Genomic DNA, 20,077 nt, shown 5'->3' with positions numbered 1-20,077 from the left:
GCCATGAAACTGCTGAAATACCTTCTTCCGATCGTTGCGGCCGCCGGGCTCGTCGCCTGCGAGATGGACCGCGAAGTCTACTCCGAGCCGGGGGTCGACGGCTACGTCAAGGACGCCGCCGGCGTCAACAGCCTGCTGATGGGCGCTTACGGCTCGATGCACGACGTGCTCTACTACGAGTGGGCGATGACCGAGCTGCGTTCGGACAATACGCGCATGCGCATCAACAACTCCTCCTCGTCGGAGACCAAGCTCATCGAGCAGCTCGACCAGAATACCGTGCTGAGCGCCCATGCGTGGGTCGACCGCTACTGGACGGCGGCCTACCACGCGATCGCCTGCACCAACGACGTGATCGCCGGGGTCGGCGTGGTCGACGATCCGACGCTCCGGGCGCAGTACGAGGGCGAGGCGCGCTTCCTCAGGGCGCTCAACTACTTCAACCTGGTGCGTCTGTGGGGCCCGGTCTTCAAGGTCACCCGCAAGCTCTCCCCCGAAGAGTCGCGCGTGATGCAGCGCACCTCGTCCGACGAGATCTACGCCCTGATCGAGGAGGACCTGACGGGGATCGTCGACGGGCAGATGCTTCCCGAGAGTTACCCCGCGGCCGACCGGGGCCGGGCGACCCTGCTGGCCGCCAAGGCGCTGCTGGCTAAAGTCTACATGACCTATTACGCCCCCGGTGAGGCGCCCTACGCCGCCGCGAAGCAGCTGCTTGCGGAGGTGATCGCCGCGGCGGGCAATCCGCAGAGCGGTCAGGACCTCGTCCCCTACGAAGAGGTCTTCTCGATCCGCAACGAGATGAACCCCGAAATCCTCTTCGCCGTGCGCTATACGGCGGGCAACAAGGGGCTGGGTTCGCCGTTCGGCGGCCTGTTCGGCCCGCTCAACAACGGCGGCAACGTCATCATCGGCTCGCCCAAGCACTACAACTACCCCTCGGACGACCTGGTGTCGGTCTTCAAGAAGAATCCCGACGACAAGCGCATCGCGGTCAGCTTCTCGGAGCGCTACTGGAACGAAACGACCGACAAGTGGGTCATGGCCCGCTACGTGACCAAGTACCTCTCGCCCGTGCTCACGGAGTACGACGGGGAGAACGACTGGCCGGTCATCCGGCTGGGCGACGTGCTGCTGCTCTACGCCGAGGCCGTGGCCGAGAGCGAGGGTACGCCCACGCCCGAGGCGGTCAGATACCTCAACATGACGCGCGAGCGGGCCGGCATCCCGGCTTATGCGCCGACGGACTTCGGGTCGATGACCCAGTTCCGCGCGGCCCTGCGCGAGGAGCGCCGCCTGGAGCTGGCGTTCGAGAACCAGCGCTTCTTCGATCTCAAACGCTGGGGCATCGCCACCGAGACCATCAACACGTACCTGCTCGAAAAAGAGAGCACGTTCTACTCGGCCTACGGCTATGTGAAGGCGATCCAGGAGTGGCAGACCGCGCTGCCCATCCCGCTTTCGGTCATCAACATCAACCCCGACGTGGCACAGAACGTCGGTTACTAATCGATTCCGCCTTATGAAAAGTCTGAAAAACCATATCCGGGGCCTTGCCGCCGCCTGCCTCGTGGCAGCCGGTGCGGGCTGCGCCGACACCTACGTCGAGGAGTACGTGCCCCAGGCCCCCGTGATCGAGTCGTTCACTCCCACCGAGGCCCTCTCGGGCAACGATACGCCCATCGTCATCACGGGACAGCACCTGCAGGCCGTCTCCGCCGCCACGATCGGCGGCCGCGAGGTGACCATCCTCGAACGCGTCTCCAACACGCGCATGACCATCGTGGCGACCAAAGAGGCGCGCACGGGTAAGATCGTGCTGACCAACTCGGTCGGCCGCACCGAATCGGCGGGGACGCTGACCGTCAATTTCCCCGTGCCGAAAATCCGCGTCGAAGAGCTGCCGGAGAAGACCGACATGTTCGGCTCCCTGACGCTCAAGGGCGAATACATGGCCGTCATCCGCACGGTGATCTTGACGCCCGAGGGCGCTTCGGAGGGGCGCGAGGCGGAGATTCTGAGCCAGGACGCCGCCGAGGTGGTCGTCCGCGTGCCCTATGTCGAGACCGAGCGCGCGAAGATTACGCTGCGCTACATGGAGGCCGACGACGAGGTGGAGACCCCGCTGGCCGAGGCTCCCGAGATCGGGATCGTGCGGCTGGTTCCCACGCCCGACGCGCTGGCGTTCGACCGCCTGATCGTGGGCCGCATCACCACGCTCACGGGCACAAACCTCGACCAGATCACCGCCGTCAAGGTGGGCGGCGTCGAGGCCAACATCGCCCGTCAGAGCGCTGCGGAGCTGCGGTTCACCGTACCGATGGTCGACGGCTTCGTCGAGGGCGAGCAGAACGCCACGAGCCTTGCGATCGACTACTTCGACGACTTCGAATCGAAGACCCTGCGCGAGACGATCCCCGCCACGGTGCTGCGGATGAAGATCTGGGAGGGGATCACCACCTTCTGCCAGAACTACGGCTGTCAGCGGCTGGAGAGCTTCTTCTCGCCCGAGACCGGCGTGGTCTACCACAACAACCGCTGGCGCACGGAGGTCGATCCCGTCTCCTACGCCAAGCTGGGCGCCACCTGCTCGAAGAACAACATCCCGAGCGTGACGGAGGCCGAATACAACTCGGTCAACCCCTACTTCTTCTTCAACGGCAACACCGGAACGCAGGGCACGGCCAACTACTGCACCCTGCAGATCAACTCGCCGGCAGGCTCGAGCGGTCAGCTCAAGAACTTCTCGTTCGAGAATAACTCCAACAGCGCCTACCGCCTGCTGCCCGGCAACGGCTACGGCACGCCCGCGCTGACGTTCCGCTACCTCGATCCGGCGGCTCCCAACGAGCAGGCGCTGGCCGACCGCGTGCGGCGGCTCGATTTCGAGGTGATCGACGAAACGACTTTCCCGATCGACCTGGAGCAGAAGACCGTGGCGGGCATCAACCTGAAGACCCCGACCGGCAGCTCGAACAGCAGCGTGTGGGCGCCGAACGCCTTCACACCCGGCGTCGAGTCGCTCGACACGCCCGTCGATGCCGTCCTGCTGGTGCTCTACTACAACCACAAGGGGATGACCGAGGACGCGCTCTCGAACGTTAAGCGGATCGGCTTCGTGCACATCGTCTCGGCCAACTACCGCCCGCTGAACGGCGTGGCCCCGGCCCTGAGCGACGTTACGTACAACGTCTACTGGCAGAAAGAGGACTACAAATACTAAAAACCGCAAACGCAATGAACCTCAAGATAAAAAGATTTCCGATTCTCGCGGCGCTGGCCGTCGGTGCGGCGCTTCTGGCGGGCGGCTGCGACGACCGCGGCGGATTCATCGATGCGTCGGACGCCCGGCATATTCCCGCCGTCAACCCCGCGACCCTCTCGCCGCTGTCGAACGAGAGCGGCTCGGTGAAGGCCTACGTCGGAACCGAAGTGACGGCCGAGGGCTTCAACCTCGACCGGGTAGGCGCCGTTACGATGGACGATCAGCCGACCGAGCTCACCGGGCAGACTATCAAGCAGATCAAGTTCCGGATTCCGGCGCTCGACTATGCGCAGAACGACCTGCCCTATGCCGTCAAGCTGAAGGTATTCGATCTGGACGGAGCCGTGATCTTCGATTACGACTACTTCGTGACCATTCCGGTAACCGATGCGCTCATCTCGGGTTACGAACCCAAAGAGGGGTGCGTGGGCGACGAGGTGACCCTGACGGGCCGCAACCTCGAGCAGATCACGCGCGTGCATTTCGGGACGCAGACCGTCGAGGCGGCCGACTTTACGGAGCACGCCGCGGCGACGGTGAAGTTCCTCGTTCCGGCGGGCGACTACACCCCGGGCGACAATGCGGTGGCCATCGCCGCGGAGTGGGGCACGAACCGGATCGACGTGACGGGCGACGAACCCTTCACGCTGCACATTCCGCGCTTCGATGCCCTCCAAGCGCAGACGCAGCCCGCCGTGCTGGGCGATGAACTGACGCTCACGGGTGCGAACCTCGACCGCATCACGGCGGTGCTGTGGGGCGAAGAGGAACTGAGCATCGTGGCGCAGAGCGCCGAAGCGATGACCGTCCGTTTCCCCGCGACCATCGAGGAGGCGACGCCTGCCGTGCAGACCCGGGCGCTGACGGCCCGCTACGGCGAGCCTGCGCAAAGCGTGACCCTCGCGGCGGCCTGGCAGCTCGATACGACCCACTCGCAGGAGGTGCTCATTCCGGCGGCCACGTCGATGACGGCCGAGGACGGCGGTGCGGACAACAGGTTCTATCTGGCCAAGACCGTGACCGTGGCAGGTGAGAACCTGACGGCGGTCGAGGCGATCGAACTGCGTTACAACGACGGCGAGGAGCGCCGCGTGGCGGCCGCGCTCGCCGGGGATGCGTCGGATGCGCAGCTGCGCTTCGTCGTACCCGACGGGGTGACGTTCTCCGAGGCGACCGTCGTGAACGTCGCGGCCATCTACAACGGCGGCGACGCGGCCGACTTCGGCACGGCGAAAGTCTATCCGTTCTATTGCTACAAGGACCTTCGGATCGGGTTGGGATCGAACTCGAAGAGCACCTATCCCGACTTCAACCGCGAGCACGCCTTCTTCCTGCCCGACGACGGCGAGGTCATTTCGGCCGATGCGTGGTACGAGAACGGGATCGATCCCTACGCCAAGAGCGGTTCGAACTCGCTGATCGCGGGTGCGCAAAAGCTCGCGGCGGGGACCGATGCGGCCTCCTACTACGGGGTGAAGCCCTACCTGTTCTTCTCCGCGTCGTCGAGCAACAAGCTGGCGCTGAACTCCCCGGCCAACTCCTCCTCGCAGCTCAAGAACCACTTCTACGGCGATTCGAAGACGGCCCTGCCGTCGGCCTACGGCACGCCGATCTTCTACTTCCGCGTGATGACCGACGACGACGCCCTGAAAGCCGCCATCGCGGACGGCTCCGTGGAGAGCGTTACCGGATACGGCAAGCCGGGCGGTTCGGCCGCACCGGCGATGGCCGCTGCGGAATCGTCGAGCGCCTGGATCGCGGGCAGCGTGATCGTGGTGCAGTATATCAACCATGCGCACGGGCTGGCGGGCGGAAAACCCGCCTCCGCGGAGGATGTCCGCCGTCAGGGCTTCCTCTACGTGCGGGAGGTCACCTGCGCCGATCCGGCGACCGGACAGGCCGTGGCCGACCGCTCGGGCCATATCCGCTTCGACTTCTACTGGTCGAAGACGATCAACGAATAACTGACGGTTTTAAGTTAGTAATTGGGGACGCCGAAGGAACGCTGCCGCCCGTGCGGGCGGCGGCGCTTCCCGAAGCGTAAAAAACGAAACACGATGCGAAAAATCCTGTTGGCCGCGCTGCTGCTGGTCCAGACCGTAGGGTGCTCGGGGAGCGACTTCACGATTCCCGATCCCGTGACGCCTCCCGCGCCCGAGAAGCCCGAGGAGCCCGAGAAGCCGGTCGTGCAGCCGGTGAAATACGTGGCTTCGGCCGCCGAACTGAAAGCGCTCGGAACGCTTGCGGCAGGCACGGTGGTCGTCTGGCGCGACGGAAGCTACGCCGACGTGCAGGCCGAGCTGCGCGGTGCGGGCACGGCGGAGAATCCCGTTCAGTTGCGCGCCGAGACGCCGGGCGGCGTCCGTTTTACGGGTAAGTCGCGCCTGAACCTGGCGGGCGAACACCTCGTCGTGAGCGGCCTTTGGTGGCGCGACCCCGTGCCGGTCGGCGGCAAGGCGGTGGTGACCTTTGCCAAAGGGTCGGCGGCGTGCGTGCTGCGCGACTGCGCCATCACGGGCGACAACACCCCGGAGGATGCAGCGACCGACACGAAATGGGTGTCGCTCTACGGCTCGGAAAACTCGGTCGTGGAGTGCACCTTCCGCGACAAGCGCAACATCGGCTGCCTCTTGGTCGTCTGGCTCGAAACGGGTACGACGCCCCGCCACCGGATCGCGGGCAACAGCTTCTCGCGCCCGGTGAGCCTCTACGGGAGCGACGGCAAGGCCATCAACGGGCAGGAGACGATCCGCATCGGTACGAGCGACTTTTCGATGCAGCAGGCCGCCTGCACCGTCGAGGAGAACTACTTCTACCACTGCCACGGCGAGCAGGCCGAGATCGTCTCGAACAAGTCGTGCGGCAACCTCTACCGCCGCAACCTCTTCGTCGAGTGCCGCGGAACGCTCACCATGCGCCACGGCAACGGCTGCACCGTAACGGGCAACTACTTCTTCGGCAACGGCATGGACGGCACGGGCGGCGTACGGCTGATCGGCGAGGATCATACGGTCGAATACAACTACTTCGAGGGGCTGGCCGGCACCGGCTACCGCACGGCGATTTGCCTGGTGCGGGGCCAGCAGTCGCCCGCGCTGAGCGGCTATTTCCAGGTGAAGAACGCGCAGGTGCGCAACAACACGATCTTCGACTGCAAGTACGCCTTCAACGTCAACTACGCCTCCTCCGGCAGCGATCAGGTGATGCCCGTCGTGGGGACGACTATCGCCGACAACACCGTCGTCTCCTCGATGGTGGCGTGCGCGGCGACGCCCGCGCCTCAGATCGCGTGGCGCGACAACGTGCTTTACGACTGCAAACAGAGCGGCCTCACGCTCCCCGCCGCAACGTCCGCTCCTGCCAAACCCGACGTGGCGGCGGCCGTCGAGGCGATCCGCAGCGGGGCGGGCTGCGCGTGGAAAACCGAATAACCTTAGAACCATGAGAAACCTGAAACTGATATTGGGAGCCGCTGCGGCGCTGTTGCTGACCATGCCGGCTGCGGCCCGCGAATACCGCGTAACGCTTGGGGCGGTGGCCGAAACGCTTCGCACGGCGCAGCCGGGCGACCGGATTGTCGTCGAGGACGGTACCTATACCGATATGGAGCTGCGCTGGTCGGGCGCGGGCGCCGAAGAACGCCCCGTCGTGATCGAGGCGGCAACGCCGGGCGGCGTGGTGATCGGCGGCGCTTCGACGCTCCGCTTCGCGGGCAAGTGGATCGAGATCCGCGGCCTGCACTTCCGCGACGGATACGCCCCGTCGGGCGCGGTGATCGAATTCCGCAACGGCCGGGAGGTGGCCGAGGACTGCCGCCTGACGGAGTGCGCGGTGGATAACTACAACCCCGCGCGGCGCGATGCGGCGTACAGCTACGTGCTGCTCTACGGCCGCCGCAACCGCGTGGACCATTGCACGCTGACAGGCAAGCTAAATCTGGGCGTCACGCTGATCGTGATGCTCAACGAGGAACGTTCGCAGCGGAATCATCACCGCATCGACCACAACTGGTTCGGACCGCGGCCCGTCTACGGCTCGAACGGGGCGGAGACCATCCGCGTCGGAACCTCGCAGCAGGCCTACACCTCCTCGAACACGCTGATCGAAGAGAACCTCTTCGACCGCTGCGACGGCGAGGTGGAGGTGGTGTCGATCAAATCGAGCGACAACGTGATCCGCCGCAATGTCTTCTTCGAATCGCAGGGCGTGCTGGCGCTGCGCCACGGCGACCGGAACCGGGTGGAGGGGAACCTCTTCATCGGCAACGGCATCCGCAACACGGGCGGCATCCGCATCGTCAACGCCGGGCATACCGTCGTGGGCAACACGCTCGTCGGGCTGGCCGGCACACGCTTCTTCTCGGCGCTGGCGGTGATGAACGCCGTGCCCAATTCGCTGCCCAACCGCTACTGTCTGGTCGAGGACGTCGCCATCACGGACAATACCTTCATCGACTGTTCCAACATCGAGTTCGGCACGGGCCGCGATCTGGAGCGCACGCTGGCGCCCGAACGGGTCCTATTCGCCCGCAATACGATCGTCAACCGGAAGCTCGAAGCCCCCTACATCGCCGTGGACCGCACCGACGGCTTCACCTTCCGCGACAACCGGGTCCGCCTGGCGGGCGACTATGCTTCCGAGGGCTTCGAGACCGTGACCCCGCAGCTGCCCGTGCTGCCGGCCGAGGCGCGGTTGCGCGCCGGAAAGGGCGCGTCGTGGTATGCGCCGCGCAGCGAGGTGCGCAACCCGGTCGAGCGGATTTACACGGTCCGCTCCGGGGAGGACCTGCCTGCCGTGGTCGACCGGGCCGAACCGGGTTCGGTGATCGAGCTGACGGATGCGGGCGGCGACTATCCGATTGCGCGGGCGATGGTGGTGCGCGTGCCGCTCACCATCCGTGCCGTCGGGAACGGTGCGCGCCCCGTGGTGCGTTTCAACGGCCGCAAGGGCGACAACATGGTGACCATCGCCAACGGCGGCGAACTGCATATCGCGGGCATCGCCTTCTCGGGCGTGCTGGAGGACGGCAAGGCGCTGGCCAAGGCGGGTATTTCGACGGCGCAGGAGATGATCCGGCCCTACAGCCTCTCGATCGACAACTGCGAGTTCGCGGACTTCGGCGAGGGCGGCTTCTTCGCCGTCAAGGGGACGCAGGCGACCTTCGCCGGGCGGGTCGAGATCCGCAATTCGCTGTTCCGCAACCTCTCGGGCGATGCGATCAACTACGCCGCCGAGCGCGAGGACAAGGGGCGTTACAATGCCGACGATATGGTGATCGAAAACTGTGCGTTCTACCGTATTCTGGGCCTTCCGATCAACATCTACCGCGGCGGCAGCGACGAATCGACCGCCGGACCCTACGTCGCCGTGCGCCGCTGCAACTTCGAGGACTGCTGCAACAAGGAGCGCGGTTCGGTGGTGCGGCTGATCGGGCCGCAGGTGCTCGAAATCTCGGACTGCAACTTCTCGAACAGCGGCCGCGGCGGCTGCTCGGTGCGGCTCGACGAGGCCACCTGGGAGAAGGTCTCCATCGCCGACTGCAACTTCCACAACGCCGGGCGCATCCTCTCGATGACGGGCCGTGCCGTGCAGGGGGCGCTCTACGACCTCGAACCCGATTACGCGGACGCCGCGGCGCTCGACTTCACGCAGCGTCCCGGCAGCCGGCTGGCCGAGTTGGGAATCGGAACCGCGAAAAACGACCTGCGATGAAACGACTCCTGCTGACCCTGACCCTTTCGCTGGCGCTGCTTACGGCAGCGGCCGGCGAGCACCCCTCGCTGATGCTCACGCGCAGCGGGGTGGCGCAGATGCGTGCCGACCGGGGCAAGGTCCCGGCGTTCGACGCCTCGATCGACCGCACGATCGCGGGGGCCGATGCGGCGCTGCGCGAACGGATTGAAGTCCCCGTGCCCCGCGACGGGGGCGGCGGCTATACGCACGAGCGCCACAAGCTCAACTACTACCGGATGGTCGACTGCGGCATCGCGTGGCAGCTCACGGGCGAGGAGCGTTACGCCCGCCGCGTGGCCGACCTGCTGGCGGCCTACGCCGAACTCTACCCGACGCTGGGGTTCCACCCCGTCACGCTGTCGAAAAGTCCGGGCCGCCTCTTCTGGCAGACGCTCAACGAGAGCGTGTGGCTGGTCCATACGGCGATGGCCTACGACTGCGTGTACGACTACATGACCCCCTCGGAGCGGGAGCGGGTCGAGCGGAACCTGTTTCGTCCGATGGCCGACTTTCTGATGAACGGCATGGAGGGCAACCGCGAAAACAACAAGATATTCAACAAGATGCACAACCATGCCACCTGGGCCACCTCGGCCGTGGGCATGATCGGCATGGTCATGGGCGACGATGCGCTGGTCGACTGCGCGTTGTACGGCTCGGACCGCACGGGCCGCAAGGGCGGCTTCATCCGGCAGCTCGACTACCTCTTCTCGCCCGACGGCTACTTCACCGAAGGGGCCTATTACCAGCGCTACGCCATCTGGCCCTTTATGGTCTTCGCCCAGTGCATCGCGCATAACCGGCCGCAGTTGGATATCTTCGCCTACCGCGACCACATCCTGCAAAAGGCGGTCTCGACGCTGCTGCAGCTCGCCTACGAGGGACGCTTTATGCGCTTCAACGACGCGCTGGAGAAGGGGTACGACGCGCAGGAGCTGGTCTATGCGGTCAACATCGCCTACAACGCCGATCCGACGGACAAGATGCTGCTCGACGTGGCGGCCCGCTATCAGGGCTGGGTGCTCCCGTCCGATGCGGGTTACCGCGTGGCGCGCGACATCGCCCGGGGCGAGGCGCAGCCGCTGCGCTTCGTGAGCCGCCTCTACCGCGACGGCCGCGAGGGCGATGCGGGCGGGGTAGCGGTGATCCGCTCGACCGACCCGGCGCTCAACAGCGCCCTCACGCTCAAGGCCACCTCGCACGGGCTGAGCCACGGCCACTTCGACAAGCTGACGCTGGCCTACTACGACAACGGCAACGAAGTGCTCTGCGACTACGGCGCGGCGCGCTGGCTGAATATCGAGGCCAAGTACAAGGGGCACTACACGCACGAGAACAAGTCGTTCGCCATGCAGACCGTGGCGCACAACACGCTCGTCGTGGACGAGGCGTCGCACTTCGGGGGCGTCTACGCCGAGTCGATGAAGCATCATTCGGACATCCTTTACGCCGATTTTTCGCGCAAGGACATGCAGATCGTCTCGGCCCGCGAGACGAACGCCTGCGAGGGCGTTGCGATGCAGCGCACGGTGGCCTATGTGACCACGCCGTTCCTGCAATACCCGCTCATTCTGGACGTGCTGCGCGCCGAGAGCGACGCGGAGCACCGCTACGACTACCCGATGTGGTACGACGGCCATCTGGTCAGCCTCAATTTCCCCTACGAACGGGCGCTGACGGCGATGACGACCCTCGGATCGGCCAACGGCTACCAGCATCTCTGGCGTCAGGCCGCGGGGCGCAACACGGAGAGCGGTACGAGCTGCTTCACCTGGATCAAGGGCGACCGCTTTTACAGCCTTTCGACCGCTACCACCCCGGCGAGCGAGCTGGTGCTGGCGGTCACCGGGGCCAACGATCCCGACTTCAACCTGCGCCATGCCCGGACGTTCATGGTCCGTGAACGGGGGCGGCGCGACCACACCTTCTTTTCGTCGCTCGAGAGCCACGGAACCTACGATTTGCAGGTCGAGCAGTCGGACAACCTGACCGCTTCGTGCCGCGCCGTGCGGCTCGTATGCGACACGCGCGACTACACGGTGGCCGTGGCCGAATACGCGGGCGGACACCGCGTGGTGCTCTGTCTGGCCAATGCTACGGCCGATCCCGCGGCGCGTCACCGCGTCGAAACCCCGGAGGGGACCTTCACCTGGACGGGACCCTACGACTTGAGCATGAACTGAATGTATAACCGATAAAATTCCGAAAAAAATGAAGACACGCAGTGCGACTTTCCAGTTCGAGAAAGAGCTTCCGTGGGAGAATCCCGCTCCCGGCATCACCCGCCAGATCATGGGATACGACGGCCAGCTGATGGTGGTCAAGGTCAAATTCGAGACGGGCGCGGTCGCTTCGACGCACGAACATTTCCACAGCCAGGTCTCCTACGTGGTCAGCGGCCGCTACGAGCTGACCATCGGCGGCGAGAAGCAGATTCTGGGTCCCGGCGACGGCTTCTACATCGAGCCCGACGTGGTGCACGGCTGCCGCTGCATCGAGGGCGGCATCCTGATCGACACGTTCTCGCCCCACCGCGCCGACTTCCTGCAAAAGTAACCCGAACCGACCGACCCGAATGAAAATCAAAGGACTTCGCTGGATCGTCCTGGCGCTCATCGCGCTGGTGACCATCATCAACTACCTCGACCGCGGCACGCTCAACTATATGTGGGTGGCCAATACGAAGGTCGTCTGCCCGGCGGGCGACTACACCTACGACGAGGCGGCCGGGCGTTACGAAGTGACCGCCGACGGCGAGCGGACGACGCTTGCCGCCGATCGGGTGACGGCGCTGCCCGACGGTGCGATCGAGTACGTGCGCCACGGCGGCATCGCCAAGGACCTCGGACTGATCGACACCGCGGCCCCCGCCGAGGAGCAGCAGCGGCAGGCCAAGAACCTGCTGGCCGTCATCACCATGTTCTTCATGGTGGCCTACGGTGTGAGCCAGCTCCTTTCGGGCCGCATCTACGACCGGATCGGAACCCGCCGCGGCTTCACCCTCTCGGCGCTGTTGTGGGGCGGTGCGGACGCGCTGGCTTCGCTCTCGACGGGCTTAAAGTCGCTCACTTTTTTCCGCGTGATGCTCGGACTGGGCGAGGCGGGTCCGTGGCCGGGCACGACCAAGTCCAACGCCGAGTGGTTTCCGCAGAAGGAGCGCGCGTTCGCGCAGGGCATCTTCGGCGCGGCGGCTTCGGTAGGCTCGGTCATCGCGCCGGTGCTCATTCCCGTGCTCTTTCTGGCCTTCGGCTGGCGCACGACCTTCGTCGTGGTCGGCTCGCTGGGTGTCTTGTGGGTGATTCCGTGGCTTTTGATCAACAAGAAAGGACCCAAGGAGCACCCCTGGATCACCGAGAAGGAGCGTGAATACATTCTCACGGGGCAGCCCGAATGCCGTGTATCGTGCGACACGGCCAAGTCGTGGGGACAGCTGCTCTCCGAGCGGAAGAACTATGCGGTCATTCTGGGCCGCTTCTTCCTCGACCCAATCTGGTGGATGTTCGTCACGTGGCTGCCGATCTACCTGATCGAGGTATTCGGACTGGATATCAAGCAGATCGCCATGTCGGCCTGGGTTCCTTACGTGGGCGCTGCGATCGGCTCGGTGGCCGGCGGCTGGTTCTCCGGGCTGCTGATGGCGCGCGGAAAGAGCGTCAATTTCGCCCGCAAGACGGCGATGATCGTCGGCGGCTGCATCATCATTCCCGGAATGGCGCTGGCCGCGGTGGCTTCGTCGCCGATGATGGCCGTGGTGATGATGGCTTTCATCCTGGGCGGCTACCAGTTCGTGATGACCAACATTCAGACCCTGGCGAGCGACCTGCAGACGGGCAAGGCCGTCGGATCGCTGGCCGGACTGGGCGGCGCGTCGGCGGTGCTGGGTACGATCGTCTCGATCCTGCTGGTTCCCTACCTCACGCAAAGCGGCATCTGGACGCAGTTCTTCGTGCTGGGTGCGGCGCTGGTTCCGGCAAGTCTCGTGTGCGTATTTTTGTTCGGCGGACGGATCGAACAGCAGAACAGGTAATGACGCATGGCAAATTATGAATCGGGTCCCGGATGTCGGATGCCGTATTCGCGGCCGCTGGCTGCGTTTACGAGCCTGACCGACCTCCAAACCCCCGCCTCAGGCAGGGTCTTGCGTGCCGCTTCGCGGCAAAACGGTGCATTTGAAGGCGGAACCCGAGCAACGGATAAATGTTTTTAACCTTTTAAATAAAAGATCAAGTAATGAAACTGACTGGAAAAGTCGCCGTCGTAACGGGCGGTGCGCGCGACCTGGGTCGTGCGATTTCGGTGAAACTGGCGCTCGAGGGCGCGAAAGTTTGCCTCAACTATTTCGACAATCCCGACGATGCGGCGCAGACGCTCGGGATGATCAAGGCCGACGGCGGCGAGGCGATCGCCGTGCAGGGCGACATGACCAAGGCCGACGACGTGAAGAAGCTCTTCGCGGAGGCCGGCAAGGCGTTCGGCGGTAAGGTGGACATTCTGGTGAACGTCGTGGGCGGCATCGTGGGCCGCAAGCAGATCACCGAGCAGGACGAGAAGTGGTACGACTTCCTGATGGACGTCAACATGCGTTCGGTCTTCCTCTGCACGCGCGAGGTGGTTCCGATGATGCCCGAGGGCGGTTCGATCGTCAACTTCTCGTCGCAGGCCGCACGCGACGGGGGCGGTCCGGGCGCTTCGATGTACGCCGCGGCGAAGGCTGCCGTGATGTGCCACACGCGCGCCATGGCCAAGGAACTCGGCCCCAAGGGTATCCGCGTGAACGCGCTGGCTCCGGGCATGATCAACACTTCGTTCCACGACCGCTTCACCAAGCCCGAAGCGCGCGAGAATCTCCACAACACCGCGCCGCTGCGCCGCGAGGGCGAGGCTTCGGAGGTCGCCGATCTGGTCTGCTACCTGGCCAGCAGCGAGTCGAGCTACCTCACGGGAACCAATATCGACATCAACGGCGGTACGCTCTTCTCGTAAGGCGTCCGGCAACGTTCAACCCGAGGGCGGAGGCCGCGTGATGCGTGCGCTCCGCCCTTTTTTACCCGAATCATGAAACGAATACTGATTCTGTTTTTGTCCGCGTCGTTGACGGCTCCGGCTGCGGCGCAATATCTTTTCGATGCCGCGCAGGCGGATCGGCTCACGGCGGCGTGGCGGGCGGGCGACGAGCGGGCCGTCGAGGCCGTCGCTCAGGCGCAGACGCAGGCTGAAGAGCTGCTGGCGATGACCCCGGCGACCGTGGCGGACAAGACGGTGCTGCCGCCCAGCGGCGATGCACGCGACTACATGACCCTCTCGCCCTACTGGTGGCCCGATCCGTCGACGGCCGACGGTCTGCCCTACGCCCGGCGCGACGGGGAGCGCAACCCCGAGGTGTACGACTGTCCCGAGCGGGAGAGTGCCGACCGGCTGGGCAAGGCGGCCCGCACGCTCGGGCTGTTGTACCGAGTGACGGGCGAGGAGCGCTACGCCGCGAAGTGCGCCGAGCTGCTGCGCGCGTGGTTCCTCGACCCGGAGCGGGGGATGAATCCCAACCTGACCTATGCGCAGCTGATTCGGGGGCGGAAGAGCATCCGCGGTACGGGCATCATCGACGGCCGGCGGCTGGGATACGCCCTCTGCTCGGCGCGGCTGATCGAAGCCTCGCCGGCGTGGCGGGCGGAGGACCGTGCGGAGCTGAAAGCGTGGGCCGGGGCGTTCCTCTACTGGCTGGAGCACAGCGTCAACGGTCGCAAGGAGTTCGCCGCGGCCAACAACCACGGCTTGTGGTACGACGCCATCCGCATCATGGCCGCTTCGGCGGCGGGAGAGCGGGAGCGCGTCCGGGAGATCGCCGAGCGGTCGCTTGCGCCCCGATTCGCGCGGCAGGTCGCCGCGGACGGTTCGCTGCCCGAGGAGCTGGCGCGGACCCTCTCGCTGCACTACACGACTTTTGCGCTCGAAGCCCTCTCCGTGGCGCGCAACGTCGCGCTGGAGAGCGGTTACGACCTGTGGACCCTTCCCGAAGTGCAGCGGGCGCTGGCGTTCGTTGCACCCTATTACGAGCACCCGGACGCTTGGCCGCACCGGCAGATCAAGCCTTTCGAGCGGGGCCGCGGGGCGGCGCTGCTCTACGAGGCCGGACAGGCGTCGGGCCGCACGGAGTGGGTCGAGGCGGCCCGACGGATCGGCTGCCGCGACGGCGTGCCGCAGGATGTGAGGATGATCTGCTTCTTAGTGAATTAATGCGATGCTCCCCGCTCGGTTAGGGCGGGGAGCGTTGTAAAGTAGGAGTAGGCCGTTTGGGCAGCCCTTCCCCAGAATCCTCTTTTCGGAGGGGAATACAGCTTCGCCGGAATCTCTGCTCCGGAGCCGTGCGGCCGATGCGTTTTGTCCTGTTCACGACCTTTAGGTCGGCGGGCCGACATACGGTTTGTCTTGTTGTGGTTCGAAGAAGCGGCGGCCCGCAGCCTCCGGCAGCGAGTCCCGGAAGATTCGAAAATACGAACGGTCTCGCGTCTCGACAACACAGGTCCGCTCCTGACCGTCGATTCCTTGCGGCGTGCCGCCGCATTTACAAACCTGACCCTCCCCTAAATCCCCTCCTCGGAGGGGACATCTATCCGCCTGCGGCGGAAAGGGGGCTGTTAAGGGCATCTTGCATCCCCCTTATCTTTTACAGTTCTCCGAACCATCCCTGTCCGTCTCGTTATGTTTTCGACCGTCAGGTCGGGCGGGCCGCAAGACGTTTGCCTTGTTACGGCTCGAAGAGCCGGCGGGCCGCAGCCTCCGGGCGCGGAGGCCCGCTTGCCGCGTGCCCTCCGCAGGCTGCGCCCCTTTTTACAGCCGACATTTATCGGTCCGACCGGAACGGCACGACGGGCATGCCGAGCGTGTTGGCGAGCGTCGCCGGGGTGAAGTTGCGGAAGGCGTAGCGCACGGCGACCGGTTCGGGAACTTCCTCGGAGGTGACCTCGACCAGCGGTTTGAGCGGTACGACGCGTCCGACGGCGGGGTGGAAGACCCCGTCCCGTCCGGCCAGTTCGAAACCCTCGACCGCGCCCAGGCGGGGCGTCAGCCCGTAGCGGGCGTTGTCGAAGCGCACGATGGCCTTGCCATCGGCGAATTCCGCTCCGGCGAACCGCACGGCCGCGGCGTCGGGCAGTTTCACCCCATAGGCCATACCAAGCGCCGCGGCAGCCAATCGCTCCCCGACCGGGCGTTTGCGGGCGGGGTGGATGCACCCCTCCTCGCCCACGTCGGTCGTCGAAACCATCGCCGAGCGGGGAATCAGCGCGAGGGCGTCCGCCTGCGCCTCGACCAGCAGCGCGGCCTCCGTGCCGCGGGCGTCCTTGTAGGCGTGGGGTGCGATCTGCACGTAGAGCAGCGGCATCTGCGCCCTGTCATCGCCCCATTGCGTGCGCCAGTAGGCGGTCATCCGCTCCATCAGCCGGGCATAGCGGTCCGCTTCGGCGAGGTTCGATTCACCCTGATACCAGACGAACCCGCGGGCGGCGAATCCGGCCACGGGCGCAATCAGTCCGTTATAGAGCTTGCAGCACTGTTTGCGCACCTCGATCGCAGGGTCGGCATTGATCCGCTCGACGTCGTAGCCCAGCTCGCGCAGCGACGCCGCATCCATCCACGCTTCGATCTTCGACCCGCCCCAGCTGGCCGAGACGATGCCGACCGGAACGCCGAGCGCATCGGTCAGCGTGCGGGCGAAGAAGTAGGCCACGGCACTCATGCGGAGCGTCGCGGCGGGCGAGGGGACGGTCCAATGCCCCTCGAAATCGCGCTGCGGCGTCTCGGCCTCGCGCTTGGGCAGGGTGATCATCCGGATGCGGTCGCGGTAAAGGGGCGAGGCGAGTGCCGTGGTCAGCCCCTCCTCCACGAGCTGCCCCGTAAAGCCGCGCAGGGGTATGTACATGTTGGACTGTCCCGAGCAGATCCACACCTCGCCGATCAGCACGTTGCGCAGTGTCAACGCCGAATCCCGGTCGGCGACGGTGAGCGTCTGCGGCTCGAAAGAGCCTGCGGGGGTTGCGATCGTGGCCTCCCACCGTCCGTCATGGACCTCTGCGCGCACGGGTTCGGCGCTCCAGGAGGGGGTGAGCACCACCTGCGGGGCATCCGATTCGCCCCAGATGCGGACTTCGCGCTGCTGTTGGAGCACCATGTTGTCGCCGAAGAGGGCCGGCAGGGTCACTTTCGCCTGCGCCGTTCCGGCCGCGGCAAGGAGGAGCAGAATCAGAAATCTTTTCACGGCGTCAGAGGTTTTCGGTAAGGAAATCGACCGTGCGGAAGAAGACCTCCTCCATCCGATCCGAGGCTTTGGCGCTCAGGTTGTGGTCGTAGTTGGGATAGACTTCCAAGTCGACCCGTGCGCCCCGTTTGCGCAGCGCTTCGGCGAACGCTTCGCTCTGCGTGCACTCGACCGTGATGTCGGCCGTGCCGCAGAAGAGCAGCGCGGCGGGAGCCTGCTTTTTGGGGATCAGATTCACGGGCGAGGCGTCGCGCAGCACCCGCTGGTCGCGGTCGCAGAAGTAGGCGATGCGCTGCGGGTCCTTCGTCCGCTGGCAGATGGCCGCGGTGGTGAGATCGTAGATGCCCGACGTACCCACCAGCGCCTTCGCTTCGGGGGTGGTCATGGCCCCGACCGCTGCCAGGTGCGCGCCGGCCGAGTTGCCGACGAAGCCCATGCGCGCGGGGTCGATGTTCAGTTCGGCGGCGTGGTCGCGGACCCATTGCACGGCGGCCTGCACGTCGGCGATCGACACGCGGACGTCGGCTCCGGGTTGGGGCGCGAGCGTATAGGCGATGCGCACGCCCGTCACGCCCCGCTGCCGGGCCATGTACTGCGACAGGGTGCGGAACGTGGTGTTGTTGCCGCGGGCCCAGCCCCCGCCGTGCAGGTAGAAGACCACGGGGGTCGGACCGTCCGCCGCGGCCAGATCGACGGCGAGTTTGAGCGCATAGCCGTCGTGGGTCGCATAGGTAAATTCGCGCACTTCGACCCCCTTGTAGTCGCGGCTCTGGAGCCGGTCGCGCTGGTAGACGTAGGGGGTCGTCAGGTCCTCGATGGCCGAAAGGTCGACCAGCCGCGCATAGCGCTTTTCGTTGAGCAGCGAGTAGCTGCCGTCGTCGTTGAGCTTGAGTTTCATCGCATAGCGGTTGGTGGGCTGCGCGGGGGCCTGGGCGGGCTGCTGCGCGAAGACTGCGAGCGTGGTTGCGAGCAGCAGGGCAGCGAGTGTTTTTTTCATCGGTTCGGGGGTTAGTTCGGTTTTTTTTACTACTTTTGTTTGTCGCCGGAAATTGGTTAACCAATCGGCCGTCGACAAAGATAACCCAAACCGACTACATAACCAAACGAATGAAACGATTAATTTTCACGGGGGCGCTGCTCTTCGGGCTTGCCTGTTCGGGCACGTTGCTGAGCGTTCCCAATCCCGGGGCGGGGACGGGAGACGGGGTGCGCGAAGGCGAGCTGCGGGCCGACGGGGATACGGAGGGAACCTACGCTTTGATCAGGGCCTGCGGCTACAATTACGAGACGCCCGACCGTTCGGGCGCGCACGCCGCGGCTTCCTTTCAGCATATCCGCCAGGCGTGGGACGAGGCGCTGGGCGCGCATGTCTTCGAATTCATTATCCATATCGACACCGACGACGACCGCGGCAAGCCGCAGATCACCGACCGCCAGCGCAACGAGATCAAGACCGACGGCCACTCGCCCGCCTCGATGGTGGGCCAGCCGGGCGATGAACTGGTCGTCAGGTGGAAGTTCCGCCTGCCGGAGGGGATGAAGACCACCGCGCAATTCTGCCACGTGCACCAGATCAAGGGGATCGACAACGCCGCCGGCACGGCCGACGTGGGCAATCCGCTCATTACCTTCACGGCCCGCACGCTTTCGAACGGCCGGCGGCAGTTGCAGGTGATCTGGGTCGGGCCGACGGCCGATGCGACGGGCAACGTCTACTTGGCGCGGGCCGATCTGGCCGACTTCCTGGGCCGCTGGGTGGAGGTCGAGGAGCGCATCGTCTGCGGCCGGGAGGGTTCCTACTGGGTCACGGTGACGCGTCTCGACGACGGACGTCGGCTGATCGACGTGCCGCCGAAGCAGCTTAATATGTGGCGCGAGGGGGCGACGGGGCTGCGTCCCAAGTGGGGCATCTACCGCAGTTTCGGCAAGCAGGGAGCGCTCAAGTCCGAGCTGCGGGACGAAATCCTCCGTTTCGCCGACTTTTCGGTAGGAAAGGTTGCCCGATAATTTTGGTTTGATTGGTTTTTTTACGACCTTTGCAAGGCAAAACAGAAGAGAGATGAACTACGCGCCGAGCGTCTCCCAGGTGGAGACGGTACTTAAATATATCAAGGAACAGCTCTATTCGGGCCGCCTGCAACCGGGCGAACGACTGCCCGCAGAGCGGCGGCTGGCCGAGCGGCTGAGCGTGGGACGCGCCCATGTGCGCGCCGCGTTTCAGAAGCTGGAGTTTTACGGCATCGTCCAGACCTTCCCGCAGAGCGGTACGGTCGTGGCGCAGGAGAAGATGCAGGTGCTCGAACGCATGATTACCGATGCGCTGCAGATCGAGCAGTATGACTTCGCCTCGCTGGTCTACGTGCGCGAGCTGCTGGAGATCGAGGCGGTCAAACTCTGCGCCCGCAACCGGACGCAGGAGGATCTGATCGTCATCGAGGAGGCGCTGCGCGAGTGCGAGGAGAAGTTCTACACCGACGAGCGGGTCTCGAAGGACTTTGCCTACCACCAGGCGCTGGCGCGCGGAGCGCACAACTCGGTGATCGCATCGCTGCTGTTGGTCATTACGCCCGACGTGCTGCGCTACTACCAGCGTTACCGGGTCTGCTCCGTACCCTCGGACGAGGTGTGCTTCGAGCACCGCGAGCTGCTGCGCTGCGTGCGCGAGAAGGATGAACCGGCCGCCGTGGAGATGCTGCGCCGCCATCTGAGTTCGCTGCGCGAATTTTCGAAGACCAACAACCACGAAAATCACTTTCTGGAGTAGGCTGCCGCGGGGAGCCTCTGTCCGGCTTCCCCGGTTTTCGGTTTCCGCCGGGTAGGTTTTTAAA

At 65.2% G+C, this 20,077-nt stretch carries 14 protein-coding genes; 12 read left to right on the top strand and 2 right to left on the bottom strand.

All coding sequences use genetic code 11. The features are described from left to right. Positions 1-3: 3 nt before the first annotated feature. The 10 genes from ACMO9O_RS05640 (at position 4) to ACMO9O_RS05595 (ending at position 15,229) form a co-directional block, all read left to right on the top strand. On the top strand, positions 4-1,509 hold the full coding sequence (locus tag ACMO9O_RS05640; RefSeq protein WP_418982737.1) for a RagB/SusD family nutrient uptake outer membrane protein: 1,506 nt from the start codon (positions 4-6) through the stop codon (positions 1,507-1,509). A 13-nt stretch (positions 1,510-1,522) separates the two neighbouring features. Then, on the top strand, positions 1,523-3,223 hold the full coding sequence (locus ACMO9O_RS05635) for an IPT/TIG domain-containing protein (protein ID WP_418982735.1): 1,701 nt from the start codon (positions 1,523-1,525) through the stop codon (positions 3,221-3,223). Positions 3,224-3,237: 14 nt separating this feature from the next. Then, positions 3,238-5,229 (top strand): IPT/TIG domain-containing protein, encoded by a 1,992-nt coding sequence (locus ACMO9O_RS05630; RefSeq protein WP_418982733.1) that lies wholly within the window; start codon positions 3,238-3,240, stop codon positions 5,227-5,229. A 93-nt stretch (positions 5,230-5,322) separates the two neighbouring features. After that, complete coding sequence (locus ACMO9O_RS05625) at positions 5,323-6,696, top strand: polysaccharide lyase 6 family protein (RefSeq protein WP_418982732.1); 1,374 nt, start codon at positions 5,323-5,325, stop codon at positions 6,694-6,696. 10 nt (positions 6,697-6,706) lie between these two features. Then, positions 6,707-8,977 (top strand): chondroitinase-B domain-containing protein, encoded by a 2,271-nt coding sequence (locus tag ACMO9O_RS05620; RefSeq protein ID WP_418982730.1) that lies wholly within the window; start codon positions 6,707-6,709, stop codon positions 8,975-8,977. Then, positions 8,974-11,181 carry an alginate lyase family protein gene (locus tag ACMO9O_RS05615; RefSeq protein WP_418982729.1) on the top strand — a complete coding sequence of 736 codons (2,208 nt, stop codon included), beginning with the start codon at positions 8,974-8,976 and terminating at the stop codon, positions 11,179-11,181. Before ACMO9O_RS05620 ends, ACMO9O_RS05615 begins: the two co-directional genes overlap by 4 nt. 28 nt (positions 11,182-11,209) lie before the next feature. Continuing rightward, positions 11,210-11,554 carry a cupin domain-containing protein gene (locus ACMO9O_RS05610; RefSeq protein ID WP_418982728.1) on the top strand — a complete coding sequence of 115 codons (345 nt, stop codon included), beginning with the start codon at positions 11,210-11,212 and terminating at the stop codon, positions 11,552-11,554. 19 nt (positions 11,555-11,573) lie between these two features. Continuing rightward, positions 11,574-13,025 (top strand): MFS transporter, encoded by a 1,452-nt coding sequence (locus ACMO9O_RS05605; protein WP_418982727.1) that lies wholly within the window; start codon positions 11,574-11,576, stop codon positions 13,023-13,025. 203 nt (positions 13,026-13,228) lie between these two features. Next, on the top strand, positions 13,229-13,981 hold the full coding sequence (locus tag ACMO9O_RS05600) for an SDR family NAD(P)-dependent oxidoreductase (protein WP_418982726.1): 753 nt from the start codon (positions 13,229-13,231) through the stop codon (positions 13,979-13,981). Positions 13,982-14,053: 72 nt separating this feature from the next. After that, positions 14,054-15,229: an alginate lyase family protein gene (locus tag ACMO9O_RS05595; protein ID WP_418982725.1), complete on the top strand. Its 1,176-nt coding sequence runs from the start codon at positions 14,054-14,056 to the stop codon at positions 15,227-15,229. A 607-nt stretch (positions 15,230-15,836) separates the two neighbouring features. Here the strand turns inward: ACMO9O_RS05595 and ACMO9O_RS05590 are convergent. Continuing rightward, positions 15,837-17,249 carry a sialate O-acetylesterase gene (locus ACMO9O_RS05590; protein ID WP_418982724.1) on the bottom strand — a complete coding sequence of 471 codons (1,413 nt, stop codon included), beginning with the start codon at positions 17,247-17,249 and terminating at the stop codon, positions 15,837-15,839. A gap of 4 nt (positions 17,250-17,253) precedes the next feature. Further along, complete coding sequence (locus ACMO9O_RS05585; RefSeq protein WP_418982722.1) at positions 17,254-18,246, bottom strand: alpha/beta hydrolase; 993 nt, start codon at positions 18,244-18,246, stop codon at positions 17,254-17,256. Positions 18,247-18,356: 110 nt separating this feature from the next. On the opposite strand from ACMO9O_RS05585, the gene ACMO9O_RS05580 reads away from it, so the two are divergent. Continuing rightward, positions 18,357-19,256, top strand: a complete 900-nt coding sequence (locus ACMO9O_RS05580; RefSeq protein ID WP_418982721.1) for a hypothetical protein — start codon at positions 18,357-18,359, stop codon at positions 19,254-19,256. Between the two features lie 52 nt (positions 19,257-19,308). Beyond that, positions 19,309-20,013 (top strand): FadR/GntR family transcriptional regulator, encoded by a 705-nt coding sequence (locus ACMO9O_RS05575; RefSeq protein ID WP_418982720.1) that lies wholly within the window; start codon positions 19,309-19,311, stop codon positions 20,011-20,013. The last annotated feature ends 64 nt before the right edge of the window (positions 20,014-20,077 follow it).

The organism is Alistipes sp. (assembly GCF_048465635.1).
In the GTDB taxonomy this organism is placed as follows: domain Bacteria; phylum Bacteroidota; class Bacteroidia; order Bacteroidales; family Rikenellaceae; genus Alistipes.
Note: the sequence above shows the minus strand (reverse complement) of the source record. Positions and strands in the feature narration are given on the sequence as shown.